The organism is Bacillus sp. FSL E2-8868 (genome assembly GCF_038005505.1).
Lineage (GTDB): Bacteria > Bacillota > Bacilli > Bacillales > Bacillaceae_G > Bacillus_A > Bacillus_A mycoides.
In genome coordinates this window covers 1-26,482 of sequence record NZ_JBBOTI010000002.1, presented here as the reverse complement: position 1 = coordinate 26,482, position 26,482 = coordinate 1, and the positions used below count along the sequence as shown (strand labels likewise).

The 26,482-nt window shown below is 32.9% G+C and carries 24 protein-coding genes and 2 pseudogenes; 19 read left to right on the top strand and 7 right to left on the bottom strand.

Going from position 1 to position 26,482, the window contains the following annotated elements; translation table 11 throughout:
* Positions 1-145: 145 nt before the first annotated feature.
* From NSS74_RS11130 to NSS74_RS11120, 3 genes are all read left to right on the top strand, one after another.
* Entirely contained in the window at positions 146-742 is a 597-nt protein-coding gene (locus tag NSS74_RS11130) for a TetR/AcrR family transcriptional regulator (RefSeq protein ID WP_061690192.1), read from the top strand.
* Positions 743-945: 203 nt separating this feature from the next.
* Complete coding sequence (gene lpdA, locus NSS74_RS11125; RefSeq protein WP_061690191.1) at positions 946-2,325, top strand: dihydrolipoyl dehydrogenase; 1,380 nt, start codon at positions 946-948, stop codon at positions 2,323-2,325.
* A gap of 246 nt (positions 2,326-2,571) precedes the next feature.
* A complete protein-coding gene (locus NSS74_RS11120) occupies positions 2,572-3,027 on the top strand; it encodes a cupin domain-containing protein (RefSeq protein ID WP_061690190.1) in 456 nt (151 codons plus the stop codon).
* 114 nt (positions 3,028-3,141) lie between these two features.
* On the opposite strand, the gene NSS74_RS11115 is transcribed toward NSS74_RS11120, so the two are convergent.
* On the bottom strand, positions 3,142-4,119 hold the full coding sequence (locus tag NSS74_RS11115) for a phosphotransferase enzyme family protein (RefSeq protein WP_061690189.1): 978 nt from the start codon (positions 4,117-4,119) through the stop codon (positions 3,142-3,144).
* A 330-nt stretch (positions 4,120-4,449) separates the two neighbouring features.
* Between NSS74_RS11115 and NSS74_RS11110 the strand changes: the two genes are divergently transcribed.
* The gene (locus NSS74_RS11110; protein ID WP_131246239.1) at positions 4,450-5,526 is read left to right on the top strand and encodes a helix-turn-helix domain-containing protein; all 1,077 of its coding nucleotides are present in this window, start codon (positions 4,450-4,452) and stop codon (positions 5,524-5,526) included.
* Positions 5,527-5,602: 76 nt separating this feature from the next.
* On the opposite strand, the gene NSS74_RS11105 is transcribed toward NSS74_RS11110, so the two are convergent.
* Together NSS74_RS11105 and NSS74_RS11100 are read right to left on the bottom strand one after the other, a co-directional pair.
* The gene (locus NSS74_RS11105) at positions 5,603-7,288 is read right to left on the bottom strand and encodes a M3 family oligoendopeptidase (RefSeq protein WP_149190545.1); all 1,686 of its coding nucleotides are present in this window, start codon (positions 7,286-7,288) and stop codon (positions 5,603-5,605) included.
* A 17-nt stretch (positions 7,289-7,305) separates the two neighbouring features.
* Positions 7,306-8,244 (bottom strand): DMT family transporter, encoded by a 939-nt coding sequence (locus NSS74_RS11100; RefSeq protein WP_061690186.1) that lies wholly within the window; start codon positions 8,242-8,244, stop codon positions 7,306-7,308.
* A 124-nt stretch (positions 8,245-8,368) separates the two neighbouring features.
* Here NSS74_RS11100 and NSS74_RS11095 point away from each other — a divergent pair, with 124 nt between their 5' ends.
* From NSS74_RS11095 to NSS74_RS11085, 3 genes are all read left to right on the top strand, one after another.
* Positions 8,369-9,739, top strand: coding sequence for an aminotransferase-like domain-containing protein (locus NSS74_RS11095; RefSeq protein WP_149190546.1), 1,371 nt, complete (start codon positions 8,369-8,371; stop codon positions 9,737-9,739).
* Positions 9,740-9,982: 243 nt separating this feature from the next.
* Positions 9,983-10,399, top strand: a complete 417-nt coding sequence (locus NSS74_RS11090) for a VOC family protein (protein WP_061690184.1) — start codon at positions 9,983-9,985, stop codon at positions 10,397-10,399.
* A gap of 134 nt (positions 10,400-10,533) precedes the next feature.
* Entirely contained in the window at positions 10,534-11,412 is an 879-nt protein-coding gene (locus tag NSS74_RS11085) for an SDR family oxidoreductase (protein ID WP_002032284.1), read from the top strand.
* An 82-nt stretch (positions 11,413-11,494) separates the two neighbouring features.
* Here the strand turns inward: NSS74_RS11085 and NSS74_RS11080 are convergent, their stop codons facing one another.
* A complete protein-coding gene (locus NSS74_RS11080; protein WP_033729412.1) occupies positions 11,495-12,148 on the bottom strand; it encodes a CPBP family intramembrane glutamic endopeptidase in 654 nt (217 codons plus the stop codon).
* 398 nt (positions 12,149-12,546) lie between these two features.
* Between NSS74_RS11080 and NSS74_RS11075 the strand changes: the two genes are divergently transcribed.
* Complete coding sequence (locus NSS74_RS11075; protein ID WP_000290880.1) at positions 12,547-12,750, top strand: hypothetical protein; 204 nt, start codon at positions 12,547-12,549, stop codon at positions 12,748-12,750.
* Positions 12,751-12,785: 35 nt separating this feature from the next.
* Here NSS74_RS11075 and NSS74_RS11070 read toward each other — a convergent pair.
* Positions 12,786-13,026 (bottom strand): annotated as a pseudogene (locus NSS74_RS11070) (hypothetical protein).
* Positions 13,027-13,144: 118 nt separating this feature from the next.
* Between NSS74_RS11070 and NSS74_RS11065 the strand changes: the two are divergent.
* The 5 genes and pseudogenes from NSS74_RS11065 (at position 13,145) to NSS74_RS11045 (ending at position 16,263) form a co-directional block, all read left to right on the top strand.
* Entirely contained in the window at positions 13,145-14,071 is a 927-nt protein-coding gene (locus NSS74_RS11065; protein WP_149190547.1) for a zinc-binding dehydrogenase, read from the top strand.
* 81 nt (positions 14,072-14,152) lie between these two features.
* A complete protein-coding gene (locus NSS74_RS11060) occupies positions 14,153-14,425 on the top strand; it encodes a hypothetical protein (protein ID WP_149190548.1) in 273 nt (90 codons plus the stop codon).
* The gene (locus tag NSS74_RS11055; protein WP_002085380.1) at positions 14,409-14,906 is read left to right on the top strand and encodes a DUF421 domain-containing protein; all 498 of its coding nucleotides are present in this window, start codon (positions 14,409-14,411) and stop codon (positions 14,904-14,906) included. The genes NSS74_RS11060 and NSS74_RS11055 overlap by 17 nt, the downstream gene beginning before the upstream one ends.
* A gap of 242 nt (positions 14,907-15,148) precedes the next feature.
* Positions 15,149-15,682 (top strand): TetR/AcrR family transcriptional regulator, encoded by a 534-nt coding sequence (locus tag NSS74_RS11050; RefSeq protein WP_061690182.1) that lies wholly within the window; start codon positions 15,149-15,151, stop codon positions 15,680-15,682.
* Between the two features lie 158 nt (positions 15,683-15,840).
* Positions 15,841-16,263: pseudogene (locus NSS74_RS11045) on the top strand (DUF3995 domain-containing protein).
* A gap of 337 nt (positions 16,264-16,600) precedes the next feature.
* On the opposite strand, the gene pdxR reads toward NSS74_RS11045, so the two are convergent.
* The gene (gene pdxR / locus NSS74_RS11040) at positions 16,601-18,040 is read right to left on the bottom strand and encodes a MocR-like pyridoxine biosynthesis transcription factor PdxR (RefSeq protein ID WP_061690180.1); all 1,440 of its coding nucleotides are present in this window, start codon (positions 18,038-18,040) and stop codon (positions 16,601-16,603) included.
* Between the two features lie 148 nt (positions 18,041-18,188).
* Here pdxR and NSS74_RS11035 point away from each other — a divergent pair, with 148 nt between their 5' ends.
* The 4 genes from NSS74_RS11035 (at position 18,189) to NSS74_RS11020 (ending at position 21,570) form a co-directional block, all read left to right on the top strand.
* Complete coding sequence (locus NSS74_RS11035) at positions 18,189-19,106, top strand: DMT family transporter (protein ID WP_016101934.1); 918 nt, start codon at positions 18,189-18,191, stop codon at positions 19,104-19,106.
* Positions 19,107-19,323: 217 nt separating this feature from the next.
* On the top strand, positions 19,324-20,487 hold the full coding sequence (locus tag NSS74_RS11030) for an FAD-dependent oxidoreductase (protein WP_016101933.1): 1,164 nt from the start codon (positions 19,324-19,326) through the stop codon (positions 20,485-20,487).
* Between the two features lie 24 nt (positions 20,488-20,511).
* Positions 20,512-21,177, top strand: a complete 666-nt coding sequence (locus tag NSS74_RS11025) for a TetR/AcrR family transcriptional regulator (RefSeq protein WP_016127036.1) — start codon at positions 20,512-20,514, stop codon at positions 21,175-21,177.
* 162 nt (positions 21,178-21,339) lie between these two features.
* Positions 21,340-21,570 (top strand): hypothetical protein, encoded by a 231-nt coding sequence (locus NSS74_RS11020; protein ID WP_016101932.1) that lies wholly within the window; start codon positions 21,340-21,342, stop codon positions 21,568-21,570.
* Positions 21,571-21,668: 98 nt separating this feature from the next.
* Here NSS74_RS11020 and secY read toward each other — a convergent pair whose 3' ends face one another.
* Positions 21,669-22,973, bottom strand: coding sequence for a preprotein translocase subunit SecY (secY, locus tag NSS74_RS11015; RefSeq protein ID WP_002069884.1), 1,305 nt, complete (start codon positions 22,971-22,973; stop codon positions 21,669-21,671).
* A gap of 536 nt (positions 22,974-23,509) precedes the next feature.
* Here secY and NSS74_RS11010 point away from each other — a divergent pair.
* Positions 23,510-24,025 carry a DinB family protein gene (locus NSS74_RS11010; protein ID WP_003189443.1) on the top strand — a complete coding sequence of 172 codons (516 nt, stop codon included), beginning with the start codon at positions 23,510-23,512 and terminating at the stop codon, positions 24,023-24,025.
* A 557-nt stretch (positions 24,026-24,582) separates the two neighbouring features.
* Positions 24,583-26,482, top strand: a 1,900-nt coding sequence (locus NSS74_RS11005) for a bifunctional metallophosphatase/5'-nucleotidase (protein WP_340813596.1), incomplete at its 3' end; no start/stop codon positions are given.

The window sequence follows — 26,482 nt, the reverse complement described above, 5'->3', positions numbered from 1 at the left end:
TTCATGTATTTATTCTGATTCTTGTAAGGATGGTGTATCATTTGTTTTTTACTCATTGATATTCCCTGTTATTTTTTTCTTGCTAATTCTTTTCGGTTTGTCATATACTTAAAAGAGACCAAACGTTTTCTTTTAGGAGGACACAATGCGTAAAGGTGAATTAACAAAAAGAATGATTCTTGATCGTTCCTCTGCTCTGTTTAATGTAAAGGGCTATAGTGGTTCTTCAATTTCTGATATTATGCGAGAGACTGGGCTGGAGAAGGGTGGTATTTATCGTCACTTTAAAAATAAAGATGACTTGGCTGTTCAAGCCTTTCAGCACGCAACTTCACAAATGGGAGTGCGTTATGTCGAAGAGATAAAAAAAGCATCCAATACGTTGGATAAGTTAAAAACTTTTATTTCAGTTTTTACATCTCTCATTCATAATGATCCTCTTCCTGGAGGGTGTCCAATCATGAACGTAACGTTAGAAGCAGATGATTCCCATCCTCTCATGGCAGTACAAGCACAGATAGCGATGAATCAATTACTTGGAATAATTGAAAAGATTATTACGTATGGAATTGAGCAAGGAGAGTTAAAACCAGATACTCAAGCAAAGCAGATTGCTATCATCTGGATTTCTTCTCTTGAAGGAGCACTTGCCTTGTCACGCTTATACCAAGATACAGTTTATATTGATACAGTATCGTCACGACTTTTAGATGAATTGGAAAAACAAATTACGGCCAAGTAAGCCGTAATTTTTATCGCTAAAAAGAGACTGTTCGGTTTCTTTTTTGAGGGGGTGATCACTTAATAGAAATTCCATGATGGAACTATGAAAAAACGGATGAGAGAAGAATGGTACTAATACAAAATAGTAAATTGAAAAATGTGTAGAGTATGAACAATTTCGGCCTACCTGTTTCTAATTTTTGGAGGAGTGTGAAAAAGGATATGAGAGAAATAGAAACAATCGTAATTGGCTCTGGACCTGGAGGATATGTTGCTGCAATAAGAGCTTCACAATTAGGGAAACAAGTGGCAATTATAGAAAGAGAGAATCTTGGTGGCGTATGTGCTAACGTCGGCTGCATTCCATCTAAGGCACTTATTTCTGTAGGTCATCGTTTTGAGGAAACAAAGCATTCAGAAAATATGGGTATTTTTTCTTCTGGTGTAAATGTTGATTTTGCAAAAGTACAAGAATTTAAAAACAACGTTGTAAAGAAATTAGTAGGTGGTGTAGAAGGGTTATTAAAAAGCAATAAAGTAGAAGTGATAAAAGGTGAAGCTTATTTCATGGATGCTAATACTATACGAGTAACCAATAAAGATGCAGCTCAAACATATACATTTAAAAATGCAATTATAGCTACTGGATCACGCCCAGTTGAAATTCCAGCATTTAAATTTACAAAACGTGTGATTAACTCTACAGGTGCACTTAGTTTAACTGAAGTTCCAAGTAAATTGGTTGTAATCGGTGGTGGTTACATTGGTACTGAATTGGGCTCTGCTTACGCTTCCCTCGGTTCTATAGTAACAATTATTGAAGGAGGTAAAGATATTTTAACTGGCTTCGATAAACAAATGACTCAAATTGTGAAAGAAGACCTTATAAACAAAGGTGTTACAGTAATAGTAGATGCATCCGCTAAAGGTGTTGAAGAAGTTGAAAATGGTGTAATTGTTACCTACGAAATTGGTGGTGAAAAAAAGAAAGTTGACGCTGATTACGTATTAGTAACGGTTGGCCGTCGTCCTAATACTGAAAATATGGGTTTTGAAAAAATCGGTATTGAGTTTTCTGACCGCAGTTTATTAAAAGTTGATCAACAATGTCGTACTAACCTTCCGAACATTTTTGCTATAGGAGATATCATTGCTGGTCCACAGCTTGCACATAAAGCATTTTACGAAGGAAAAGTAGCTGCTGAAGCTATCTCTGGTGAACTATCATTTGTTGATTACTTGGCAATTCCAGCAGTTTGTTTCACAAATCCTGAATTAGCTACAGTTGGTTATACTGAAGAGCGAGCAAAGGCAGAAGGCATGGAAGTAAAAGTGATTCAATCCCGATTTTCAGCAAACGGTCGTGCACTTGTATCAAATGAAGGTAAAGGGTTCTTGAGGCTATTGGTGCGTAAAGAAGATGGTGTATTAGTAGGTGCTCAAATCGTGGGTAATGGTGCATCAGAAATAATTGCCGAAATGGGTTTAGCAATTGAATCAGGCATGACAGTTGAAGATATTGCATTAACACCACATGCTCAACTAACTTTAAGTGAGATTGTGATGGAAGCGGCTGAGGCCTTAATTTACAATTTTAAATAAATATTAATTAATAAAAATTGGATTTCTTCGTTTTTTAGAAATTCTAAATAAAATAAATGTAGAGATAAATAAATATGTAAAAAACAATCTTTACTAATAAACTTCTTAATAACATATTATGGCTAATTGAGCCGTTTTTTTACCGTAAAAAAGAGACTATTCGGTTTCTTTTTGTGAGAGGATTTATTCATTTATTAGAGAATGAAAAGTGAAATTATGGAAAATAAATATGAGAGGAGAATATAAATGAGTCAATTTGTTAATTCAACAATGGAAGGTAAAAATTTTAGTGCTGTTCAAGTAGGAAAGTGGGAGAATCTGCTTCAATATAAAAATGGAAATCCATTTAAAGCTCCTGGAAAGGTATTTCTTAAAGAAGACTTACAATGTACAGGGATGGAAGTTTCACTAAATGTTTTCCCTCCAGGCATTTCGATGCCCTTTTATCATAAGCATAGAGAAAATGAAGAGCTGTATATCTTCGTCAAAGGACAAGGAGAATTCAAGATTGATGATGAAATCCTTGAAATCAAAGAGGGTACTGTCATAAGGGTGGCACAAAAGGGGGAAAGAATTTGGCGTAACAATTCAAGTGAACCTCTCTATTTTATTTGTATTCAAGCTAGGGCAAATACTTTGGAAGAAAGTAATATCGAGGATGGTATTAAGCTAGATAAATCCGTTGAATGGATTGAAAAATAGGTGCCACTGTACGATTAAATATCGTTTCGCTCCTTGTATTTTGTCTTTTGAAGAAAACTTATCTATAGAAAAGTACACCCAATTGTTAAACTGAATGTAACAATTGGGTGTACTTCATAGGAAACCAACTGTGTTTAAAGAATGGCTTTTTTCAATCTTTATTCTATAAAGGTTCATTATCCGTACTTGTTCCTCAGTTAACTCTTCTTTATTCCAATACATATGCATTAAACTATATTCGAATATCTCCTTTAATTTAATAAACAATGGAAGCTGCTCTATCATTTCTTTAGGTAGATCATTTTCCTCCTGGTATCCGTCGATTATTGCTTTTGTAATAGAATTCTCATAGTCGACTATGTTGCCATTCCCAACGAAAGAATATTCTATCGCACTATAGACTGGAACAGCTAAATCGAATATGTAAAAATGTTTTTCACAGTCTTGAAAATCAATCATTGTTAAATTTAAATCATTGTCCACTAATATGTTTTCTAACCATAAATCTCCATGAATTAAGCCGTAATTTGAAGTGGACTTTGGCAGATCCTTTATAGAAGTTAAAACGTCAGATGCAATTTCTCTTATAGTAGTCTCTTCTTTTGGGATATAGTTAAGAAAATTATACTCTTCATTTTCATACCAGTCGTTTATATGTTTTACTGGTTCAATACTTTCAAAATTTTTAGATGCACGATGTAATTTACCAATTTGTTGACCAAGCTTTTTAAATACATTAGAATTCCATTCGTTTCTTGGTAAATGTATACCAGGAGCAGCTTTATATAATACAGCAAAAACTTCTTTGTCTAATGTTATTTTCTCTACTAAATTCCCCTTTAAAGAAGGTATTATGGGAGGGACTCCTAAGCCCTTTTGATATAAAAAGTTCGTATATGTAACTTCTTCTAATTGCTCTTCATATGTTTTATAGTTTGTAATTCTAACGAAGTAAGTACCTTGTGCTGTGAGACATTGATACATTTCATTTGTTATTGGTTTCATTTCAATAAAATCCAATGGATATAGTTTATTAATTAGTTTAAGTATCTCTTTTTCTATATTATTCATTTTGACTTCCTTTCCAAACATAAATTTTCCACTTACAAAACTACTAGTTCCTTAACTTACAAATTTCGTGTTTTATTTGGTAGAATCCTTTAAAAAAGATTTATCCCGTAAAAGTCCGATTAGTATGGGATAATAATCAGTGGGGAGGAACAAACTTCCCACTGATTAAAGTTTCACTTTATTAGAAAGTTAAGTAAATGTATGGAAAAATAAGATAGCTGAAAAAATATGAAATGAGTAATTACATATGATATTTAAAGGTTCTAGAGGGTGGTTAATGTTATAAACCACAAGAAATATCAAAAGAAAGAAGTGGATACTTCTTATAATATTTAGTGAGGAGGGATATAAATGAATGAACATATACAGCTAATGATTGAATGGATTGAGGGCAATTTAAAAAAGGAGTTTTCATTAGATAAATTATCTGATTATATGGGGTATTCTCCTTACTTCTGTTCGTTTAAATTTCATCAAGTAACAGGGATAAGTATTAGACGATATATTCTTCTTAGAAGATTGTATTTATCAACGGAAGATTTGACGAATGATAGAAAGATAATTGATATCGCATTTGATTACGATTACTCTTCGCAAGAGGCTTATAGTAGAGCATTTAAAACTGTTTTTGGTATAACCCCAGGAAAATTCCAACTTAACAAAATACCGGTTCAATCATTTATTAAACTCTCAATCAATGATGGCAAGGAGTGGGATAGAATGAATTTTTCTAGAAAAATTGAAGTTAATCAGTTACGGAATGCGAAGAGTGAGCTGTTTGATAAAGATGTACTAAATATATTAAATGGTCAATTTATGTATGAAGAATTTAAAAGTGAAAGACTAATGGGGGAGTCTGATTACGCTCCATTTAATGAAGCTATGTGTGTAAATGCGACTACTGCACAGATTTTTGATGATGAGTTTATTAAAACAAGGGCAGAAGGACACCATGGTACTGTAGAAAATTATATGAAAAAGGTTATTCATCCTTTAGAGAATCTTTTTAAGAAAGAGTATAAATGTATCGTTTTATGGTTTGGTGAGGATATGTTTTGCCAAATGAATCTACTTACCGTACTTTCTTACCTTGAACAGTCTGATTATAAGGGAAAAGTATACTTAAATAGCTTCAGAGAGGATGAATTTAAAGTAAGTCAAATTGAACTTGAATTAGGGAACTATTTTTCTGTTTACAATGAAGTTCTAGTAAATCATAAAAAGCCATCTCATGAGATACTACCTGTAATGTATCAGGCGATAGATTTATATTTAGAGATGCTAAAAGAAAATAATGTAGTAGTAAAGTATATCTCCAAAAATAAAGATTTACCAACACAAGAGTTACTAAAAAGGTTGTTTAATCTTTTCCCAACAATAGGATATGGGGACCTACAATATATAGAGCTTATTAATAAAGCGAGATGAAAATTGAAAATAATTAGAAGAGAATACAGTAAAAAAGATGCACCTAAAAGTATAGGTGCATCTTTTTTACTTATATTTATTCAAGTAAATTTAATTCCTCTTCTACAAATGCCATTAATTCTTTTATTGTCTCACTAGAAAAATCAAAACGAATTCCAGCTGCTTCATATACCTCTGGTAAGGATTCAGAGCTACCTAGAGATAATGCTTTTTTGTAATTTTGTAGTGTTTGTTTAGGATTCTCTTTGTATTGTTTATACATTTGCAATGCACCAAGTTGCGCGATTGCATATTCGATATAATAGAATGGTATTTCGAATATGTGTAGTACAGGTAACCAGCCAGTTGCTATCCAGTTTTCATAACCTTCAATATTTACCACATTCGATTGGTAAGTGTTATGTAATTCTAAATATTTTTCATTTCTTTCTTTAGCAGTATGATTTGGATTTTCATACATCCAATGTTGGAATTGATCAACGATAAGCATTTGTGGTAAATACTTAACAATATCTTTAAAGAAATCTAATTTTGCTTTTATAAATTCTTCTGTATTCTCATAAAATGTATCCCAATACTCCATCGAAAACAATTCCATTGTCATGCTGGCTAGCTCAGCTGATTCTGAAGGGATTTCTAAATATTTTTGTAGCTTTAGCTGCTTCATACATTCATTATGAATACTATGGCCCATTTCATGGAGGAAAGTAGTAACATCATAATGTGTATGATTGAGATTCATAAAAATAAAAGATAATTGAGAAGCAGGTAAGTGTTCGCAAAATCCTCCAGGTGCTTTTCCTTTACGACTTTCTAAATCTAAGCAATCATTTTTATGCATACGGCTCAATAATGCAGAAAATTCTGGATCTAGTTTTTGTAAAATATGAGAACTTTTTTCGATTAAATCACTCTCATCTTCAATGGGTTTTAATACTTTTTGATTTGGTGCGGCTGCTTTTAGATCCCACGGACGAAGTGTATCTACTTGAAGTTCAGCTTTTTTCTCATTAAATATATTATCAATAAGTGGCACAACGTATTTACGAACGGATTCTGCAAGTTCATAGCAATCATCAGCCGTATAATCAAAACGTTCATGTTTTTTAAACATATAATCACGATAATTATCTAATTGAATGTTTTTTGCCTTTTGGTGACGGATTGCAATTAATTCATTTAAAATATGTTGTAAATTATTTTCAACAGATAAAAATTTTTCGGAAATGAGCGTTTTTGCTTTTTTTCGTATATCACGATTCGGATTTTGTAAGTAAGACTGTAGTTCAGTAATTGTTTTTTCTTCGCCATCCCATAGTGCAGTCAAACTGCCTGTAATTTCGAAGTACTCGGTTACTAATTTGTCTTCTTTTACTTCTAAATCAATGTTCTTTTCACAAAATAATGTTTGCGCATTTTTTATTTTTTTATCTAGTAAGCTATAAGTTTTTGGATCAAGTTGCATTCGAAATGGTGACTCTAAATATTTATTATCAAAGGAATTTTGATAACGTTTCAAAAGAGGCCTTACATATTGTTGATCATATTCAAACGTATCTTTTATTTCTTTGTTATCTGTATTACATTGAAAGTCAATATAGTGTGATCTCAATTGTTCTTCGATTTCCCATATTAATTTCGACTGTATTTTCAGCCAATTTTCTAAATCTTCTCCTGAAGAAATGGGTTTACTTAATAAAGTAGATAATTCGTTCTCTAGCTCATGTATATTACGGATATCGATCGTATTAGAGTTCTGCATTATTTACCCCTCACTTTTTATTTACTCAAGGAGGTATTCTTCTTTTTCGCTATGATTCCTTTTTTTTCTAGAAAATTTGTGCCTATTACTCCAAGAACAATCATAAGTGTACCGACAATATGATAGTAGGCAATTTGCTCGTGTAAGAATACAACGCCTACGATAATGGTAATAAGTGTAGATAAGTTGCTAAAAACACTTATTTTGGCTGCTTCAATATAAGATAATGAATAGTTTAATAATAATGCTGTCAGTAAGGAAGATAGTAATCCTAAATATAAAATGGAGATAAGGAATGTTCCATTCGTAAATGGCTTAAAGTATACAGTTATTGTACCTTTGTTCATATGGTCAATGATTGCGATGAAATTAAAACTAATAAAACCGATTGCTGTCATTGTGTATGTTAAATCCATCAGCTTGAATTTCTTTGTCATTTTTCGAGCTAATACATTGTAGCAAGCAGATGATAATGCCGATAATAAAATGAGAATAACACCGATAAAGCTCGTTTCATGAGCCCCTATACCATTCATAACAAATATATAAATGACACCTATGACAGAAATACATACTGATGTTTTTTGCCATGTATTCGTATATTCTTTTAAAAAATAGGAAGCTAGTATCATCGTAAATATAGGGATCGCTGCTTGTATAATTCCAGCTTCAGATGAACTTGTATATACTAAGCCAAATGCTTGGAAAGCAAAGAACAATGCTGGATAAAATATTGCGAGTGGTAAAAGTGTAAGTATGTTTTTAAATGATATATTTAACTTTACAAAACCGAAAATAACCGGAATGGTTGCTGCTATGAAGGCAACTGTAAAACGGTGAGCCAGAGTATCAAGAGGACTCGTAATGGTTAGTGCTAGTTTCACAAACATAAATGAAAACCCAATAATAAATGAATAGAGTAATGCTGATATATATGCTTTTGTTGTATTTGTCATAATTCCACCTCATAGTAGTTGATTTCTTACTGGCCAGTATACGTACATAGTAATCCTTCTGATCTAGTGCTACAATGTGAACAAATACAAACTGTACCGGTACAAAAAAATAGGAGGTGTAATGATGTATAAATATTTACATGTTTTGAACGACTTAGAAAGTATGATTCAAAATGGTGAGATAAAAGAAGGAAAGAAATTACCGTCTATACGGTCGCTTGTTACACAATATGAATGTAATAAGGCGACTGTAATACGAGCGCTGCATGAATTGGAAAAGCGTCATATTATTTATTCTGTACCTCAAAGTGGATACTACGTTGTTAAGAAATCTGGAAGTTACATAGAAAGTAACGAGATTATTGATTTCGCTTCTTCGGCCCCAGATCCAGATGTTTTTCCATACTTAGATTTTCAGCATTGCATTAATAAAGCGATTGATACCTATAAGAATGATTTGTTTATATACGGAACACCGAAAGGGTTACCATCTTTAATTTCGGTTGTGCAAAAACAGTTAGCAAACTATCAAGTTTTCACAAAGGAAGATAATATATTTATAACGTCAGGTGTGCAGCAAGCACTTGCTATATTAACTTCAATACCATTTCCGAATGAACATAATATGATTCTAATTGAACAGCCAAGTTACCATTTATATATTGAATATGTAGAAACAAATAACATTCCTGTAATCGGAATTAAGCGTACGCATGAGGGGATAGATTTAAATGAACTAGAGCGGATATTCAGCACAGAAAAAATTAAATTCTTTTATACAACTCCAAGATTTCATCATCCACTTGGAACTTCGTATTCTAAAAAAGAGAGAGAAAAGATTGTTAAACTTGCGAAGAAATATAATGTATTTATAGTAGAAGACGACTATTTAGCAGATTTAGAAACTGATTCAAAAGTAGATCCGTTTTACAGCCAAGATAATTGTAATCATGTTATATATTTAAAAAGTTATTCGAAGATCATCTTTCCTGGTTTGCGAGTCGGTGTTGCAGTCATCCCGCAATCCATTGCAGATGCCTTTTATAAGTATAAAAAGATTTTAGATATCGATAGTCCTATGATTTCGCAAGCTGCTTTAGAAATTTACATAAAGAGCGGAATGTTTGATCGGCATAAACATAAAATAAAAGCATCTTACTACAATAGGTCAAAAAAACTAGCGGCAGTAGTAGAAGGTGTTCAAAATGAAAATCCACATTTGTTTACTTCTAGAACAGTAGATCCAATTGGAATACACACTTGTTTACAGTTGAAAAAAAATATAGTCACGGACACATTTATTAAAAATTTAAGCAAGAGTCAAATAAGCATAGATTCTATTGATAAAAATTATTTAAGTAACTTTCATAAAGAGAGATTGTTAAAGTTAAATGTATCTAATGTAAAAGAAGAAAAGATTGAAGAAGGGATTGGCAAAGTAATTGGGGAAATAAAACGAACGAACCGTGTGGATTTTCAGTTTAAAAAAGAATAAAAATTATGAGGGGGCGTGTTTTGAATAGAATAGCCTTGTTTGTATGTATTGCTCTTATTGATTCACAATATTATTGTTTAATTACAAAAAAATCGTTACGTTCATGATCTGCCATTAAAAGGGTATTTTCTTGAATATGGATAAGAGAATGGGTTATTTATATGTGAATTAAAGGTAATTCAGAAGGTGTTATTTCGTTTTAGTATGTGGAAATATTACTCAACATTATGGAGGAGATCGATTATGAGCAATACACAGACATTACGAGGGCTAACCACAGTTAGTTTTTGGACAGATAATCTAGCAGCCGCAAAGAAATGGTACGCTGACCTATTAGGAAGTGAACCATACTTTGAACGTCCAGGATATGCCGAATTTCGCATTGGCGACTACCAACACGAGCTAGGTTTAATCGATAGCCGTTATGCGCCAGCTGATTCAGTGACCGGCCCATCTGGCTCTATAGTGTACTGGCATGTTGATGATGTAACAGCAACTTTCAATAAGCTACTGTCTATGGGAGCAAAAGAATATGAGGCACCTACAGAGCGCGGCGTGGGATTCATCACGGCTTCCGTAGTTGATCCCTTCGGAAACATATTAGGCGTTATGTACAATCAGCACTATTTAAATGTGCTGATTTCGAACAAAAAAGCATGAACTTCGCTGCTGCACAACGAGGCATAGGGTGCAATGCTAATCAAATTTAATTAATATTATTTTAACCCCTTCTTAAAATCAGAACGGGGTACCGAAAATAATTATACTTGATTATAAAGAGTAAGGAGAATCACATGAAACCATTACAAGGTAAAGTAGCAGTTGTGGCCGGAGCAACACGAGGCGCCGGAAGAGGTATTGCGATGATGCTTGGTGAAGCCGGTGCAACTGTATATGTAACAGGAAGAAGTACAAAAGGGAATTTATCCTGTATGGGAAGAACTGAAACGATTGAAGAAACGGCAGAGCTTGTTACAAAGCAAGGCGGAAAAGGAATCGCAGTTCGTGTTGATCATACGGTAGAAGAAGATATTAAAGCATTATTTACAAAGATTCAAGACGAACAAAATGGACAGCTTGATATTTTAGTAAACGATGTTTGGGGCGGCGATCCTTTAACAGAATGGGAGAAACCTTTCTGGGAACACAACCTACATAACGGACTACTTATGCAACAAAGAGCTGTTCATTCTCATATAATGACAAGCCATTACGGTGTACCATTAATGGTGAAAAATAAAATGGGACTTGTTATTGAAATTACAGATGGAGTCGATTATCAATATCGAGGTAATTTGTACTATAGTTTAGCAAAAGTCTCAACAATTCATTTAGCAGAAGCTATGGCGAAAGATTTAGAACAACACAATATTACAGCTGTCGCAGTTAGTCCAGGATTCCTTCGTTCAGAAGCGATGTTAGATATATTTGGTGTAACAGAGGAGAATTGGCGAGAAGGAGCTAAACAAGACCCTCATTTTATCGCATCAGAAACTCCTTTCTTTGTTGGAAGAGCAGTAGCAGCTTTAGCAAGTGATCCAAATGTTCATGAAAAAACGGGACGAGCGTTAAGTTCATGGGAATTAGGAAGAGAGTATGGATTTACAGATATGGATGGAAGACGCCCAGATTGGGGGAAATATTTTGAGGAGAATGTTTTGAATCAAAATTAATGTTTTTAGAGCACTCAATAGCTGAGTGCTCTTGTTCTTTATACAATACGCAAATAATAAAGTCCTTTTAAAAATAAAATGGTTATTTAAAAAGCATTGGTACAAATGAAATACAGTCAAAAATAAAGTGACAAATCCAACTTACCCAAATACTTTTTGAATTTTTCCATATATAATTTAGTGCTAATCTAATTGGGATTATAGTTATTAATAACTGCATTGGCACAAAACCATAAGCTGGAATATGCCACAAAGCGAACAACAAACTACATATTAATGATGCCGTGCCAAATTTTAATCCTAATTTTTGTAATGCGATAATTATATTAGTGCAAATCAACTCTTCACCCATTAACATAAAGGGTACACGGAATAAAATCATAGAAATACTTATTACTTCAGCAACGGAATTTTTAGTTGCAGGTTCAAAAATGTAACTGAATATTAAGTTGGAAGCCATACCTACGATAATTGTTAAAGGCAAACCCCAAAGTAATGTCTTGAAATTAAAATGTTTAAATTGCTCTAATGATATTTTTCCTAAAAAATAGTATCCTATAATTCCACATAATACAAGATTCCATAAAGCTTCAAAAATCATCCTCAATACTTCAGGTATATTATCTCCTAACACTGCGAAAAGTTGATATACAATCCCGGAAATAATTAATAATCCCAAAGCCAAAAGGGATTTTGAATCAATTTTCTTCTCTGTTTCTATAATCTTTGTTTCCACAACTACCCCTTCTTTCTTATTATTTCATTGATTACGAATATATAATAGCACATTGTTCTCCAAAATAATGGTAATTGAGACGATCTTAATAATTTTATTTTTCCAAATCAGTAAGTCCAAGATTAGGAGATTCCTTGCAAGAATCATTTAGACCAAAACCTATTATTAATGTCGTGATTGAAATAAAGCAATTATTAAACAAAAATAATAATCGCCCATCAAATTTATGAGTAGGCGATTAATGTATTTCTAAGAACAAAATTAAACAACTTTATTATCTGTACACATATATCGCATAAAACATTTTTTAACTTCATTAAATATATAGGGAATCATTACCAAAAAAATGATATCCTTAAAGTATAGTCTATATTTTGTATAGGAGGGTGATGGAGTCTATGGCGGTACGTATAGTCGATGATTTACAACAATTCTCTTTATTACTTATGTTTTTGAGTACATTAATATTTTACAGATACTTAAAGAAGATTAAACGAGAGAGAAAACTGACTTCTTTCGAATGGACAATGTATTTTGTCACTCAATTCGCGACTTCTATTTGGGCAATTACTTATTTTATTAAATTCTTGTCTGAATCGTAAGTTACATTAAACCATTTTAGTTTACTGGGTTATTGTTATCTATTAGGGATATAAATATAGTCCGTATCTAAGTCAATGACGACATCGGTCTTAATGTCTTCTTGTAATGACTTTGGAATGTTTTCAAAATGATAACGTACACAAAATAAATTTATAAGCTCCTCATTAGATAACTCTTCATTTTTTACGTTAAAATACATTTTTTAACTTACTGATAGAACAGTTATGACCAATAACATACTCATTAATTCCATATCCATCAAATTCAATTATCATGTTATCACTATTGGTTGCTAGCCAACATTATAGCTTTAATTTTGGATGAATCTTTCATATTGATTATTATAGCTTAAAGTTTAGTGTGAATATATTTTTATAAAGTGAGAGGATTTCAATGGAACAATATAAATTAGTTTTAGAAGGATCTAAACAGTTAAAGTGGGAAACGGGTGAAATTAGGCCCATACAGGATGATGAAATTATCGTTAAAACAATCGCAGGTGCAATAAGTATTGGGGCAGAGTTACCACAGTATAAAGAATCGGATATTTCAGATGTTAATCCTTTATATCCGAGAGAAACTGGATATGAAAGTTATGGTGAAGTTATTCAAGTTGGTAGTAAAGTAACAAATTTAAGCGTAGGCGATAAAGTAGTTTCTTTTTATGGACATCAAACGATAGGAATAGTTAAGGGACATAAAGTAACTCGAGTACCTAGTTATATAAAGCCTAAAGTTGCCTTATTATCCATTCTTTCATGTGATGCTGCTAAAGGAGTATTAAAATTAAACCCACTACAGGATAAAAAAGTACTAATAACTGGCATGGGGGTTATGGGTTTACTCACATGTTATTTCTTAAAATATTATGTAGGTGTTGATCATGTGGATATTGTTGAACCTAATAGAAATAGGAGAGAATTTGCAAAGAAATTTGGTGTAAAAAACATATATGATTCAGAAGAGAAAATAATAGAAACATATAGTTACGGTTTCGAATGTTCAGCTACAAATAGCGGATTCCGTACATTGCAAAAAGCACTTAACAGTAATGGTGTAATATGTATACTTTCTGATGGTAATAAAGTAGAACTAACATTAACCGCCGACTTTTATCGGAAAGAATTGCAAATCATTGGGTCAAGTGACGGATACGATTATCAAAAACATGCAGATTGGTTTTTTAGAAAAATAGAACAAACACCATTTATAGAAGAAATTTTTCAACATGAAATACATTATACTGCACTCATACAATGTTTTGAGGAACTGAGTCAAGGGATAATTAATCCTTTAAAAGTATACGTTTCATATGAATAATGAAAAACTAGCCAAATATTTGTCACATACCTTATATATGTCTTTTCTCAATTATGATATTCAAAATAAGAAGGAACACATATGAAAATTTTTGTAGCAGGTGCAACAGCATGTTCTTTAATACCAATGCCAATAAAAGAAGGTCATACTGTGTACGCAATGATTCGTAACGAATCACAAGTAGAAGCAATGAAGAAAGTTGATGCTTTACCAGTACTAGCTGGGAGAGAGGTGCTTCAAAGAATAAGGCACGTAAAGAGAATGGATACTTTAAAATGTCATAAAAATCCTTTAATGGGAATACTAGTAACATTCACTATTAAAGGATTGGGCTGTAATGAATATACTTTTTGAAAGCATTATTTTAATCCTCACTGGAATTATTGTTTTAAAATTGACAGGTAGTAAATCTGTTAGCCAAATGACGAGAGCTGAAATTATTATTGTGGTTTCTATAGGACGTATTATTGTAGAACCTATATTAAGTAGGAAAGTAGGCCCATCTATTTTTGCTGCGTTTATTTTTGCGGGTGTTTTACTTATTATTCATTTTTTTGAATTGAAATCACGAAAAGTAGAAAAGTTTCTAAATGGAAATAGCATTATTGTTATAGAAAACGGAGAAATCTTAAAAAAGAATTTATTACGCGCAAAAATGTCAGAACAACAATTATTTATGCATCTGAGAGAAAAAGGCATACATGAAATCAAGAATTTACAACAAGCAACTGTAGAAACGAATGGACGGATTGGGTATCAACTAACTACCAAGGCACAACCAGTTACTTTGGAAATGCTAGAAAAGCTTCTAGAGCAATGTAATCTGAAAAAATAGTTTTAGACTGAAAAGCGCTTCTTGTACATAAAGGCACTTTTCGCAAACGTGTAAAAGTCCCTTCAGTAATCCTGAAGGGACTTTCGTGTTATCTAATTTATCGAGGGTGATGACGATCAATATTACGATTAACAACAACGTTAAAGTTCATAAAAATAAACAGAATGAATAATTGACAAAAAATGAGAATAGTAGTAATCTAACGTAAAACATACGCTACCGTATTTTATTGGGGAGATAATATGCAATTAACGAGAGAAGACTGGATAAAAGTAGGATTACAACAATTAGCTAATGAAGGTATACATAAAGTTCGCATTGAAGCACTTGCTCGATTGCTAAAAATAAGCAAAGGAAGCTTCTATCACTATTTTCGTGACCATCAAGAGCTTTTAGATTCTATGCTCGACTTTTGGGAAGTACATGCAACAAAGCTGATTGTTCAAAGTATGGAGCAACAGGATGCCTCTTTAGAACAGCTATTACAGATTAGTTTTAATCGAGATAAAAAAATTGAGAATGGTATTTATGCTTGGGCTAAATATGATCCTGTTGTGGCAGCACGTTTAGTAGATATAGAAGAACAAAGAATTTCTTGTGTTGCAAAATTGTATGAAAAAATGGGCATAGACGAAACTGAATCAGTTGATCGAGCGAGACTTGCCTATTTAACGTATGTAGGGTGGATGACAAGGTTTGAAGCAAATCTTAATTTTGATATTGATAAAATGGTTGAGCTTTTAACTTCTTTCAGCGGGTGTCCAAACATCCACTGAAAAAAGTAAAGCCTCCGGACGCAATTATGCTGAGGCATAATTGATTATTCGATAATAAATGTCCCTAATATGGTTATAAAACCTGAAGGGACAATACTTTCACTATAACATACGGTAGTGTATGTTATCTTTGAAGTTACGAAATTGGGGGCGAATAAATGAAATTACTATTAATAGTAGTAGCTGTGGGGCTTCTGTGGTTTATCAGTTTTTTGCATATTTATTGGGCTTTTGGAGGTCGATGGGGTTCTGCTGCTGTTATCCCAGTAAAAGAGGGAGAACATAAGCCTGCTTTTACTCCGAGAATATGGGGAACATTATTCGTAGCCATTCTTATTCTATTAGCTAGTGTCATTATTGTTGTTCAAGTAGGTTATTTGCAGGGGTTCAAAGCAAATAGTTTATCTAAAATCGGAAGTATTGTCTGGGCTTTAGTTTTCATTGTTAGGGCAATTGGTGATTTTAAGTTTGTTTGATTTTTCAAAAAAATTAAACATTCGCAGTTTGCTAGATATGACACTTGGTTCTATAGTCCATTATGTTTATTCTTTGGTTTTGTCTATATCATGTTGTTGTTTTAATAAGTATAATGAATTCCCTATAAAATAAATTTTATGCAGGAAGAAAACACCTCTTATTGAACAAGTAGTAATAAAAAGTTTGAGCATAGCAATAGAGCAATACGGGTTCTGGTGACAGCGAAGTCCGCTATGATTAGTCATTTGTGTTTAAAAAGAGGATAGATAGGGCGAATTTATTCAAGCTCTTCTATCCTTTTAATTTTTATAAATCTAATGTATGACATTAGATAAGAATTCACTATTAATAATAGGTTCAGCTTATATCTTGACTTTTAATAAAATTTTAAAGTGTTGGTTTTTTATTGTGTGAATAATAGGTTAGTTGTTGTTTTGGAGTTTAAATCATTGATTTAAACTTAGCAATGGTATCATGTAATCTTTCTAATCCAATCAACATATCTTTATCATTTAACATTGAATAACTAATTCGTAAATGATTATATTGAGTTTCATGGCTTAACAAACAAGCTGTGCCGGGTAAAAAAGAAACATCTACTTCATTCGCTTTTTGTAATAATGTAAAAGGATCGATTAACTGAGGGAGTGTAATCCATAAGTTAAATCCTCCATTAGGTATTTCAAATTCTAATTCTTTTAATGGAGATAATATATCAATTGTTAAATCGCGTCTAATTTGTAAAGCTGTACGTAATTTTTCTAAATGATTTTTCATTCGTTCCGCTCGTAAAAAAGGAAGTAGTGCTTTCTGCGTTAATAAAGGGCTACCAATATCCATCGAAGCCTTCACAGCGTATAACCATTCAAAGATATGTCCTTCAGCTGCAAGTGCCGCGATGCGAAGACCTGGTGCTAACGTTTTACTAAATCCTTTTAAATATATAACATGACCATTTGTATCAAAGCTTTTTATTGGAGGGGGAATTTTAAAATCCTCAAAATAAATTTCTCCGAAAGAATCATCCTCAATAATGAAGAAGTTATATAGCTCTGCTAGTTCTACAAGTTCCATTCTTCTTTCTTTACTCATTACTGTGCCCGTTGGATTCTGAAAAGTAGGATTCACATATAACAAAACAGGATTCTTTCTTTGACAAATATCATCGATTAAATCTGAGCGAATGCCATTGTTATCAAGACTAACAGGGATAATTTGAACTCCTTTATTAACAAATACATCAAGCGCCGCTCCATAACACGGACTTTCTACTAACACTATGTCTCCAGGCTTTAATAATGTTTGGGCGATTAAATCGATTCCTTGCTGGGCACCACTTGTAATTAATAATTGAGATGGATCTGTAACTAATTGTTGGTGTTCTTTTAAGTAGTTTGTTATTTCCACTCTAAGTTCTTTATCGCCTTGAACAGGTCCGTAAGTTGCTAGTATCATTTGATCTTTATTAAGTAATTTGTGCATTTCATCTGAAAGAAACGGATTTGGTAATAAACGCGGATAAAGGACCGCCTGTGAAAAATCGAAATATTTACGGTGTTGGTTCATCACATATTGAGAACGCATAACATTAATGGATTTCGTTTGTTGCCATTGATATGGAATTGGTTTGAAATCTTTATTCACACGTTTATGTATATAGGCACCTTTTCCTTGTTCAATTCGTATATAACCTTTCGTTTCTAACTGTTTATAAGCTTTACGAACAGTTAATAAACTAATTTGCAAATCATCGGCCATAGAACGTAAAGAAGGGAGGTAATCGCCATGTGAAAGCATCCCGCTTTGAATTCTCTCAACAATTTGCATATATATTTGTTGGTAATATGGTATGTTGGATTCTTTACGTAGTACTATCTTCATAGAATCACCTGTTTTTCTTTTTAATTTAATTAAAGCGAAAAACAGTCTGACAATCAACTATATTTTTATTCAACTGTTATATGCGTGGATACACTGTTATACACCATATCCTCTATACTCATTTCAAGAGTAAAAAGGAGGAAGGAAAATGGTCATTTTAAATTATATTTTAGTATGTATTATTTTTGGAACGACATTTTTAACGATAAAAATTGGAATAGAAGCGGGGGCACCACCATTATTTTCAGCTGGAATTCGTTTCTTTTTGGCGGGCCTTATTCTCATTATTATTTTTAAATTAAAGCGAAAGGATATTATGCCTTACTTATTATCGAAACGTATTATATATGCTGGTTTTTGTTTAACATTTATGACATTCGCGACCCTTTACTGGGCTGAACAATATATTTCTTCTGGATTAGCTGCAGTTCTATCTGCAACAGCCCCAATGATGATTTTGCTATTACAATCAAGGCGAAACAAAACAAAACTGCAAAAAGAACAACTTGTTGCTTTAGTTATAGCACTTACAGGAGTTTTGTTTATATCTTTACCTGGCATGCATCAAGAACTTACTTTCATATGGAGTATTGCATGCCTTGTTATATTAGTAGGAGAGTTGTTTTATGGAATAGGTTCGATTCGTTCTAAAGAGATACTTTCAGATTTACCTAACGTATCACCATTTCTCATTAACGGCATTCAAATGTTTTATGGAGGAGTTTTGCTATTAATTGTATCTGTTGTAATGGAACAGCCGAATTTAGCTGTATTAACATCTTGGAATGTACAATGGCCAATTTTATATCTTATATTTGTAGGATCTATCGGTGGACACGGTTTATATTACTGGCTTTTATCAAAAACAAATCCAGTATTTCCATCGACTTGGTTGTATGTATCTCCGTTAATTGCTGTTATTGTAGGTTATTTTGTATTAGGAGAACCATTAAATCCTGCAATGGGAATTGGTGCTTGTTTAATCTTGATTGGTGTATTTTTAGCAAATCGTTCTACGCTGGGCGTTTATTTTAAGCAAGGGAAGTTATTGAAGAAAGAAATGTAAATAATACAAATGGAATCATTGGACTATTAAGTTAATAAAAGTTTATTACTTTATCAACTTAAAAAGCATGTTACTACTGACTTGTAACATGCTTTTTATTTTTACACATTAAGTTTAACATAATTTGCTTAGTAATTAACGAACGACGTACTTTACGAACAGTGTACGTTATGTTATAAATAAAACAAGTAATTCAATAAAATATAAGGTGTGATAAATGATGGAAAGAAAAAATAAAGGAGAAAAACGTATTGCAATTATAGGTGCTGGACCAGGAGGTTTAACATTAGCTCGTATATTACAGAAACATGGTTTAAAATGTGTCGTATATGAAAGAGAAACATCACCATGGATTCGGCAACAAGGAGGTTCATTAGATATTCATCATGATTCCGGACAAGAGGCGCTTAAAGAAGCAGGATTGTTAGAACAATTTAATGAACTTGCTAGATATGAGGGAGAAGATTTTCGTTTATGTGATAAGAACGGGAAAATATATTTAGATGAAGTAGCGGATCCTAATTGCGGAGATCGTCCAGAAATTGATCGAGGCACTTTACGTGAGTTACTTTTAAATTCTGTTGATCCGCAATGTATACATTGGGGCTATAACTTAACAAAAGCCATTCCTGTAGAAAATGGTATACATGAACTTCATTTTGAAAATGGACATGTAGACACTGTTGATTTAGTGGTAGCAGCAGATGGTGCCTTCTCTCGAATTCGTCCACTTGTCACAAATTCTATACCGCAATATACTGGTATTAGCATGGTAGAATTGAATTTGAAAAATGTAACGAAGAATCACCCTCAGATGGCGAAATTTAATCGACGTGGCAAAGTATTTGCACTTGCGGAGCATAAAGGAATTCTTGCGCAATTAAATGGAGATGACAGTATTCGCGTGTATTTAAGTTTTAGAACAGATAAAAAATGGCTTGATAATTGTGGAATTCCATTTAAAAATTTAGAAGAAGCAAAACATCAACTTCTACAATATTTCGAAGACTGGGATGAAACACTTAAAAATTATATTAGATGTGCAGATGGTGCGATTTTTCCTAGACGAATTTATATGTTACCTGTTGGACTAACTTGGAAAAGTAAGCCTGGTGTTACTTTAATTGGTGATGCTGCACATTTAATGTCTCCATTTGCTGGAGAAGGTGTGAATCTAGCGATGCGTGATGCGGCAGAACTTGCATTATCTATTGTAAAACATGATAATTTGAACGAGGCAATTGAAAATTACGAAGAAAAAATGTACGATTATTCTTCTCAATCCGCTGAAGTGTCAAATGATAATCTTGAGATTTGTTTCTCGGAGGATGCTACTATGAAAATGTATAATCTTATGAATCAACTTCATGAGCAACAATAAAAATATATTTACTAAAGGAGAACTATGGAAGAGCAAACGAATACAATTACTAGTCGTCGTTCACGACCAGCAAAAGAACCGTTAAGTAAGGAAATCATTGTTAAGACTGCTTATGACCTATTAGAGTCTGAAGGTATTTCTGGCCTTAGTATGCGTAAAATTGCAAAAGTATTAGATACAGGTCCGTCTTCTTTATATGTATACGTAAAAAATGCTGATGAATTAAGAGCGTATGTATTAGATTATGGTCTAGGGAAAATTGAAATAACAGATGAGAAAAATGAACCATGGAAAAAAGAACTATTTACACTTGTACATTCATATTTTCGAATTTTATTCGACTCTTCTGGAATGGCAGAATTAGCTTTAATGACAATTCCAATTGGGCCAAATTCTTTAGCCCTTACTGAACAGATTTTGTGTCAATTACATGAAGGTGGAGTTAATGCAAGAGCATCAGCATGGGGAGTAGATATTTTACTGTTATATGCTGCTTCGGTCGCATATGAACAAACAGCTCGCAAAGAAAAAGGTACCACTCTTGACCCAATTCGTGCTTCGTATGAGGCTTTAGATACAGCAAGGTATCCAATGATTGTAAGTCTAAAAGAAAATATGTTATCTGGTGGAGAAGAACGATTCCGCTGGGGATTAGAAGTTGTTTTGCAAGGTATTTTACATACGCAATAATATAATTAGTTTAAAACAGAGAGCTAGTTGAGCGGCACTCTGTTTTTTTTGAAAGAAAAATATGATACCTGTGTCTACAAACTACATTGTTAATGAATTTCAATATCTCTTTTTATACGATAGTAATAGACAACTTACACAATATAACCAGAAGTTAAAGAATTGGTTGGAATCCCTATATATCAAAGGATAGATTTATTTTTAGGTGAAATTGATTATTTAGAAGCTAAAGTTTTTGGAATAAAAGGTGACAAAAGAATTGTTAGAAAGCAAGTAATAACATTAAAAGATTTTGTACCAGACTATTTAATTATAGATAAATTCATGCTGAGACTTTTTATAACCACCGAGGGATATATTGAAGGTGAGAGAAAGGAGCTACTTTTATGGTAATTAAAATAAAGATAAAAATATGAAGCGAGAAAATGAGGGTTTTATTTTTATAGAATAAAAAACACACTAGGTCTTTATATCCTAGTGTGTTTTTGTAATTAATTCACTTTTTTTATAAAACCTTTATAATGACGCTTCACAAGTTGACTTTCTAACGTCTTCATCGTTTCTAATGCAACACCTACGATGATTAGTAAACTTGTACCACCGATTTGAGCAGATGGTGGTAATGTAGCGATTTTTGTAAATACAAGTGGTAATATTGAAATTGCTCCTAAGAAAATCGCACCGATAAATGTTAAACGGTATAAAATTTTTGTTACATACTGTTCTGTAGATTTACCTGGGCGAATACCCGGGACATATCCGTTTTGCTTTTTCAAATTCTCAGCCATTTGTTCAGGATTTACTTGAATAAACGCGTAGAAATATGTGAAGGCAACGATAAGACCCACATATAGTGTCATTCCAAATGGATGTGCAAAATCAAGATTCGCAATTATCCATTTAGATACGCTTGAATCAGGGAAGAGCTGCGCAATTGTACGCGGCGTCATTAAAAAGGCTGAAGCAAAGATAACAGGAATTACACCTGCACTATTTACTTTAAGAGGTAAATGAGTATTTTTTGCTCCTTGATATTGATTGTTTCCTGAAACAGCTTTTGCATATTGAATCGGTATTTTTCGAACAGCTTGTTGAATGTAAATAACACCAACAACTATCGCTAAAATTACGAGTCCAATTAAAACCATTTTTATTATGTGCATAAATAACTGATCGCCTGCGTTTTGGAATTGTTGCAAATAAATTTGATTAGCGACATTCGGAATCGCCGCAACAAGTCCTGCGAAGATAATCATTGAGATTCCATTACCAACGCCATTAGCGGTAATTTGTTCACCTAACCAAAGTAAAAATGCAGTACCAGCAGTTAAAACTGTCGCAATAAATAAGTATGTAGTCCAGCTTTGATCTGTAATTAATTGTCCACCTGCTATATTATTAAAACCATAAGACATCCCAATGGATTGTATGAATGCGAGAATGATTGTAAAGTAGCGAGTAAATTGAGCTGATTTCTTACGGCCCATTTCTCCTTGCTTTGCCCATTCTGTAAATTTAGGTACAACGTCCATTTGTAGTAATTGTACAATGATAGAAGCTGTAATATATGGTGTGATACCTACAGCAAAGATTGAGAAGTGTTGCAGTGCTCCTCCGCCAAATACGTTCAGCATGCCTAAAACGTTGGCTTGATCTTGTACTTTTAATACCTCTGCGTTAGTATGAGGAACTGGAATAAACGTGCCAATTCGAAAAACAATTAGCATCGCTAGTGTAAAAAGAATTTTGTTTCTTATCTCAGCTACTCTCATGAAATTTGAAATCGTACGAAACATTATGTCGCCTCCTATATTTTTATCAGTTCAAAACTGATTATTATATCCCGATGAAGTAACCACAAACCTCCTTCCGCATTAAATTCATTTGACAAATGGAATTTTATACATTTTGTAGTTTTCACGGATATAAAAATATAAGGTGTTATACAAGCGATTTATTAACTTTTCGTAATCATTCAATACCCATAATATAACTAATAAATTAACAAATGTACATACATAAGCATTAAAAATGAATGAATAGGTTGATTTTTTACATATATTTAATGCTAGATTGATAATTAGGAACGTTTTATGTAGTTATATTGAAAGGATTCCGTTGAAAGTATTATGATGTAGCTGTAGCGCATAATAACCTCAAGGAAATCTTCAAGGATGTTGAGAGAACTCATACATTTCAGCATGAATTAGAGAACCTACTAAAGAAAGAAAAGATTGGATTGGAATAATAGTGAAGGAAAATCTTTTTTCCATAGAGAATATTTCTAGCGTAGGAATTTAAGTATGTAGGTTCTAGCGAAAGGAGAATTCACATGAATACATTTGTAAATGACACGTTTTATGAAACTAGAAATCAATTATTTGAGGAAATTACTTTGTTAAGTGATGCTCAATTTAATAGGAAACCAGATAAGGATAAATGGAGTATAGCACAAGTTTGTCATCACTTAGTTTTATTAGATGAGAGAGTTATAACAGTTATTTCATCGGGATTAAAAAAGATGGATAGTATCTTAAATGAGCGTAAAGAAATTCACACTATTTTATTAGATAGATCGATAAAATTTATAGCCCCAGAAATGATTGAACCAAGTATAGAACCATTTGAAGTGCAGCAAATGGTTGATTTGTTAAACGACTCTAGAAAAGAATTGATGCGTTTCCTGAGTACAATAGAAGATGAATCTATATTAGCGAAAAAATCAGTGACGCATCCAGCTCTTGGAGAATTACTTCTTGATCAGTGGATAGAACTGATCTATTTGCATGAACAGCGTCATATAGAACAAATTAAAGAGATAAAATTGCTTTGTGGAGTTGAAAAGTAAAAATCATTATCTATTTATTGAGCGATTTGGGATAGCATCAAGGGTTCGAGTGATAAAATACAAGTCCTGATTAAAATTATGATGAATTTAGTTGAAAGCAACCAATAAGCAGAAAAAAAATACGAAACTAGCAGATTTTACTCCTGAAGAGGAAACGAACATTTGAAAAAAATCTGAATCCGATTTGCTGTATAAGTGTAACCCCGTCTTAAATGAAGAGCGGGGTTATTATTTTTGGAAGTGATCTCAGTATTTTCATATAGAAGGAAAAAATTAGAAATAAAATCCGAAAATGAGTTGCATGTCCAAAATCTTGAAAGTACATATACATCTACCGTTGGTTTAGCGCCCTTCACACGTTGGAGGAAGAAGTATTTTATTAGAAAATGATAAAATACTATTCTGTTAGGGGATATATGCATTTTATTCTCTATATTTTCACAGCAAAACCAACTACAAAATTATCTTTTGTAGTTGAATTTCTCTGAATAATAAGTTACATTTTTAAAGTTCAAGCAACTTTATGACAGTACAAAAAGGGGAGAAATATTGTTATTATGCAAAAAATGAAATGGAAGAACTATGTATGCAATTTTATTATTCTTATGCTTCTTGTAACAGCAGTAACAGTCAAACCAGCTATTTCTAAGGCTGAGGAATCTAATGTTAATATTACATTGTTAGGTACTGCAGATATTCATGGTAGATTTATGCCTTGGGATTATGCGCTTGATGGAGCAAATATGAGTGGAAGTTTGACGCAGCTTTATACGGTTATAAAGAAGGTACGTCAAGAAAATCCAAATACCATATTAGTAGATGCCGGGGATACAATTCAAGGAAACTCAGTAGAATTATTCAACGATAAGCCACAATCGCCAATGATGGTAGCAATGAATACAATGGGATATGACGCCTGGGCATTTGGAAATCATGAATTCAACTTTGGATTAGATACATTGAAAAAAGTTAGTGAGCAATACAAGGGAAAGACGTTAGCAGGAAATATTTATAAGGAAAATGGAGAGCGTTTTCTTCCTGCATATACGATTGTTGAAAAAGGTGGAATTAAAGTCGGGATTATTGGTATGAATACACCAATGATTAGTGATTTTGAAAAAGGGACAGATCATTTGGATGGTTTAGTAGTGAAAAATCCAGTAGAAGAGACAAAAAAGGCTATTAAAGAATTAGAAGATAAAGTAGATGTAATGGTAGGGGTTATGCATATGGGACTAGAAAATGAGAATGGAATCCCAGGTACTGGTGTTCAAGATATTGCGAATGCTTGTCCGGAACTAAGCGCTATTTTTGCGGCTCATATGCATAAACTTGTAAAAAAAGAAGTTGTAAATGGCGTAATTATTACAGAACCAGATAAATACGGAACGCATATTTCACGTATTGACCTTACTTTTACAAAGCAAGATGGGAAGCTTGTTTTAAAAGATAAAACAGCTACCGCTATACCTGTAAAAAATGCTGATGGAACTACAGTATTATCTGATTCTACACTTGAAGAAACATTAACACCTTTTCATGAGTATGCGAGAGGAGATGCAAATGTTGTAGTCGCCCGATTAAAGGGTAGAAACCTTGTTCCTCAAAATGAAATAAAGGATATTCCAAGTGTGCAGATTCAAGAGACACCTTTATCAGATTTCTTTCATGAAGTCATGCTCCATTACAGTAAGGCGGATGTAGTAGCCCATCAAATTGATAATGATTATGCCCGTTTGGATATAGGTCCTATAAAGAAGAAAGATATTGCTTATAATTATCAATATGCTTTGGGAGAAATTACAGTATATAAGATAACTGGAAAAGATTTAAAAGACTATATGGAATGGGCAGCAGGATATTTTAACTCATCTCGTGCCGGAGATGTAACAGTTAGCTTTGATAAAAACCGTCGTGCGTCTAAATACAGTACGAACGATTTCTTTGGAGGCGTAAAATACGAAATTGACTTAACAAAACCATATGGTAGTAGAATTACAAATTTACGCTCTATTCGTACAAATAAACCAATCAAAATGAGCGATGTTATGACGCTAGGAATGAATGCGTATAGAATGGAGGCTCTTCAGGCAAAAGGGGGAGCTTTAGAGGGACGTAAATTTGAACAAACTTGGTCATCTAAACAAGAGAATGCATTCGGAGAAACAGGTGGAACCATTCGTAACCTTGCTATTACATATTTAAAAGAGGTAAAGAACGGTGTATATACGCCAAAAGTTATGCATAATTGGAAAATTACTGGTGTAGATACACATTCTTCAGAGCATAAGGCTGTAGTTGATCTTGTAAATAAAGGGATTTTAGAAATTCCAAAAACAGAAGATGGAAAATATACAAATATAGCATCTATAAATACTAAAGATTCAATTACAAAAGAAGAGATTGTAGCACTCTCACAAAAAGCTAATATTAATCCAAATCAGTTTAATCATGTAA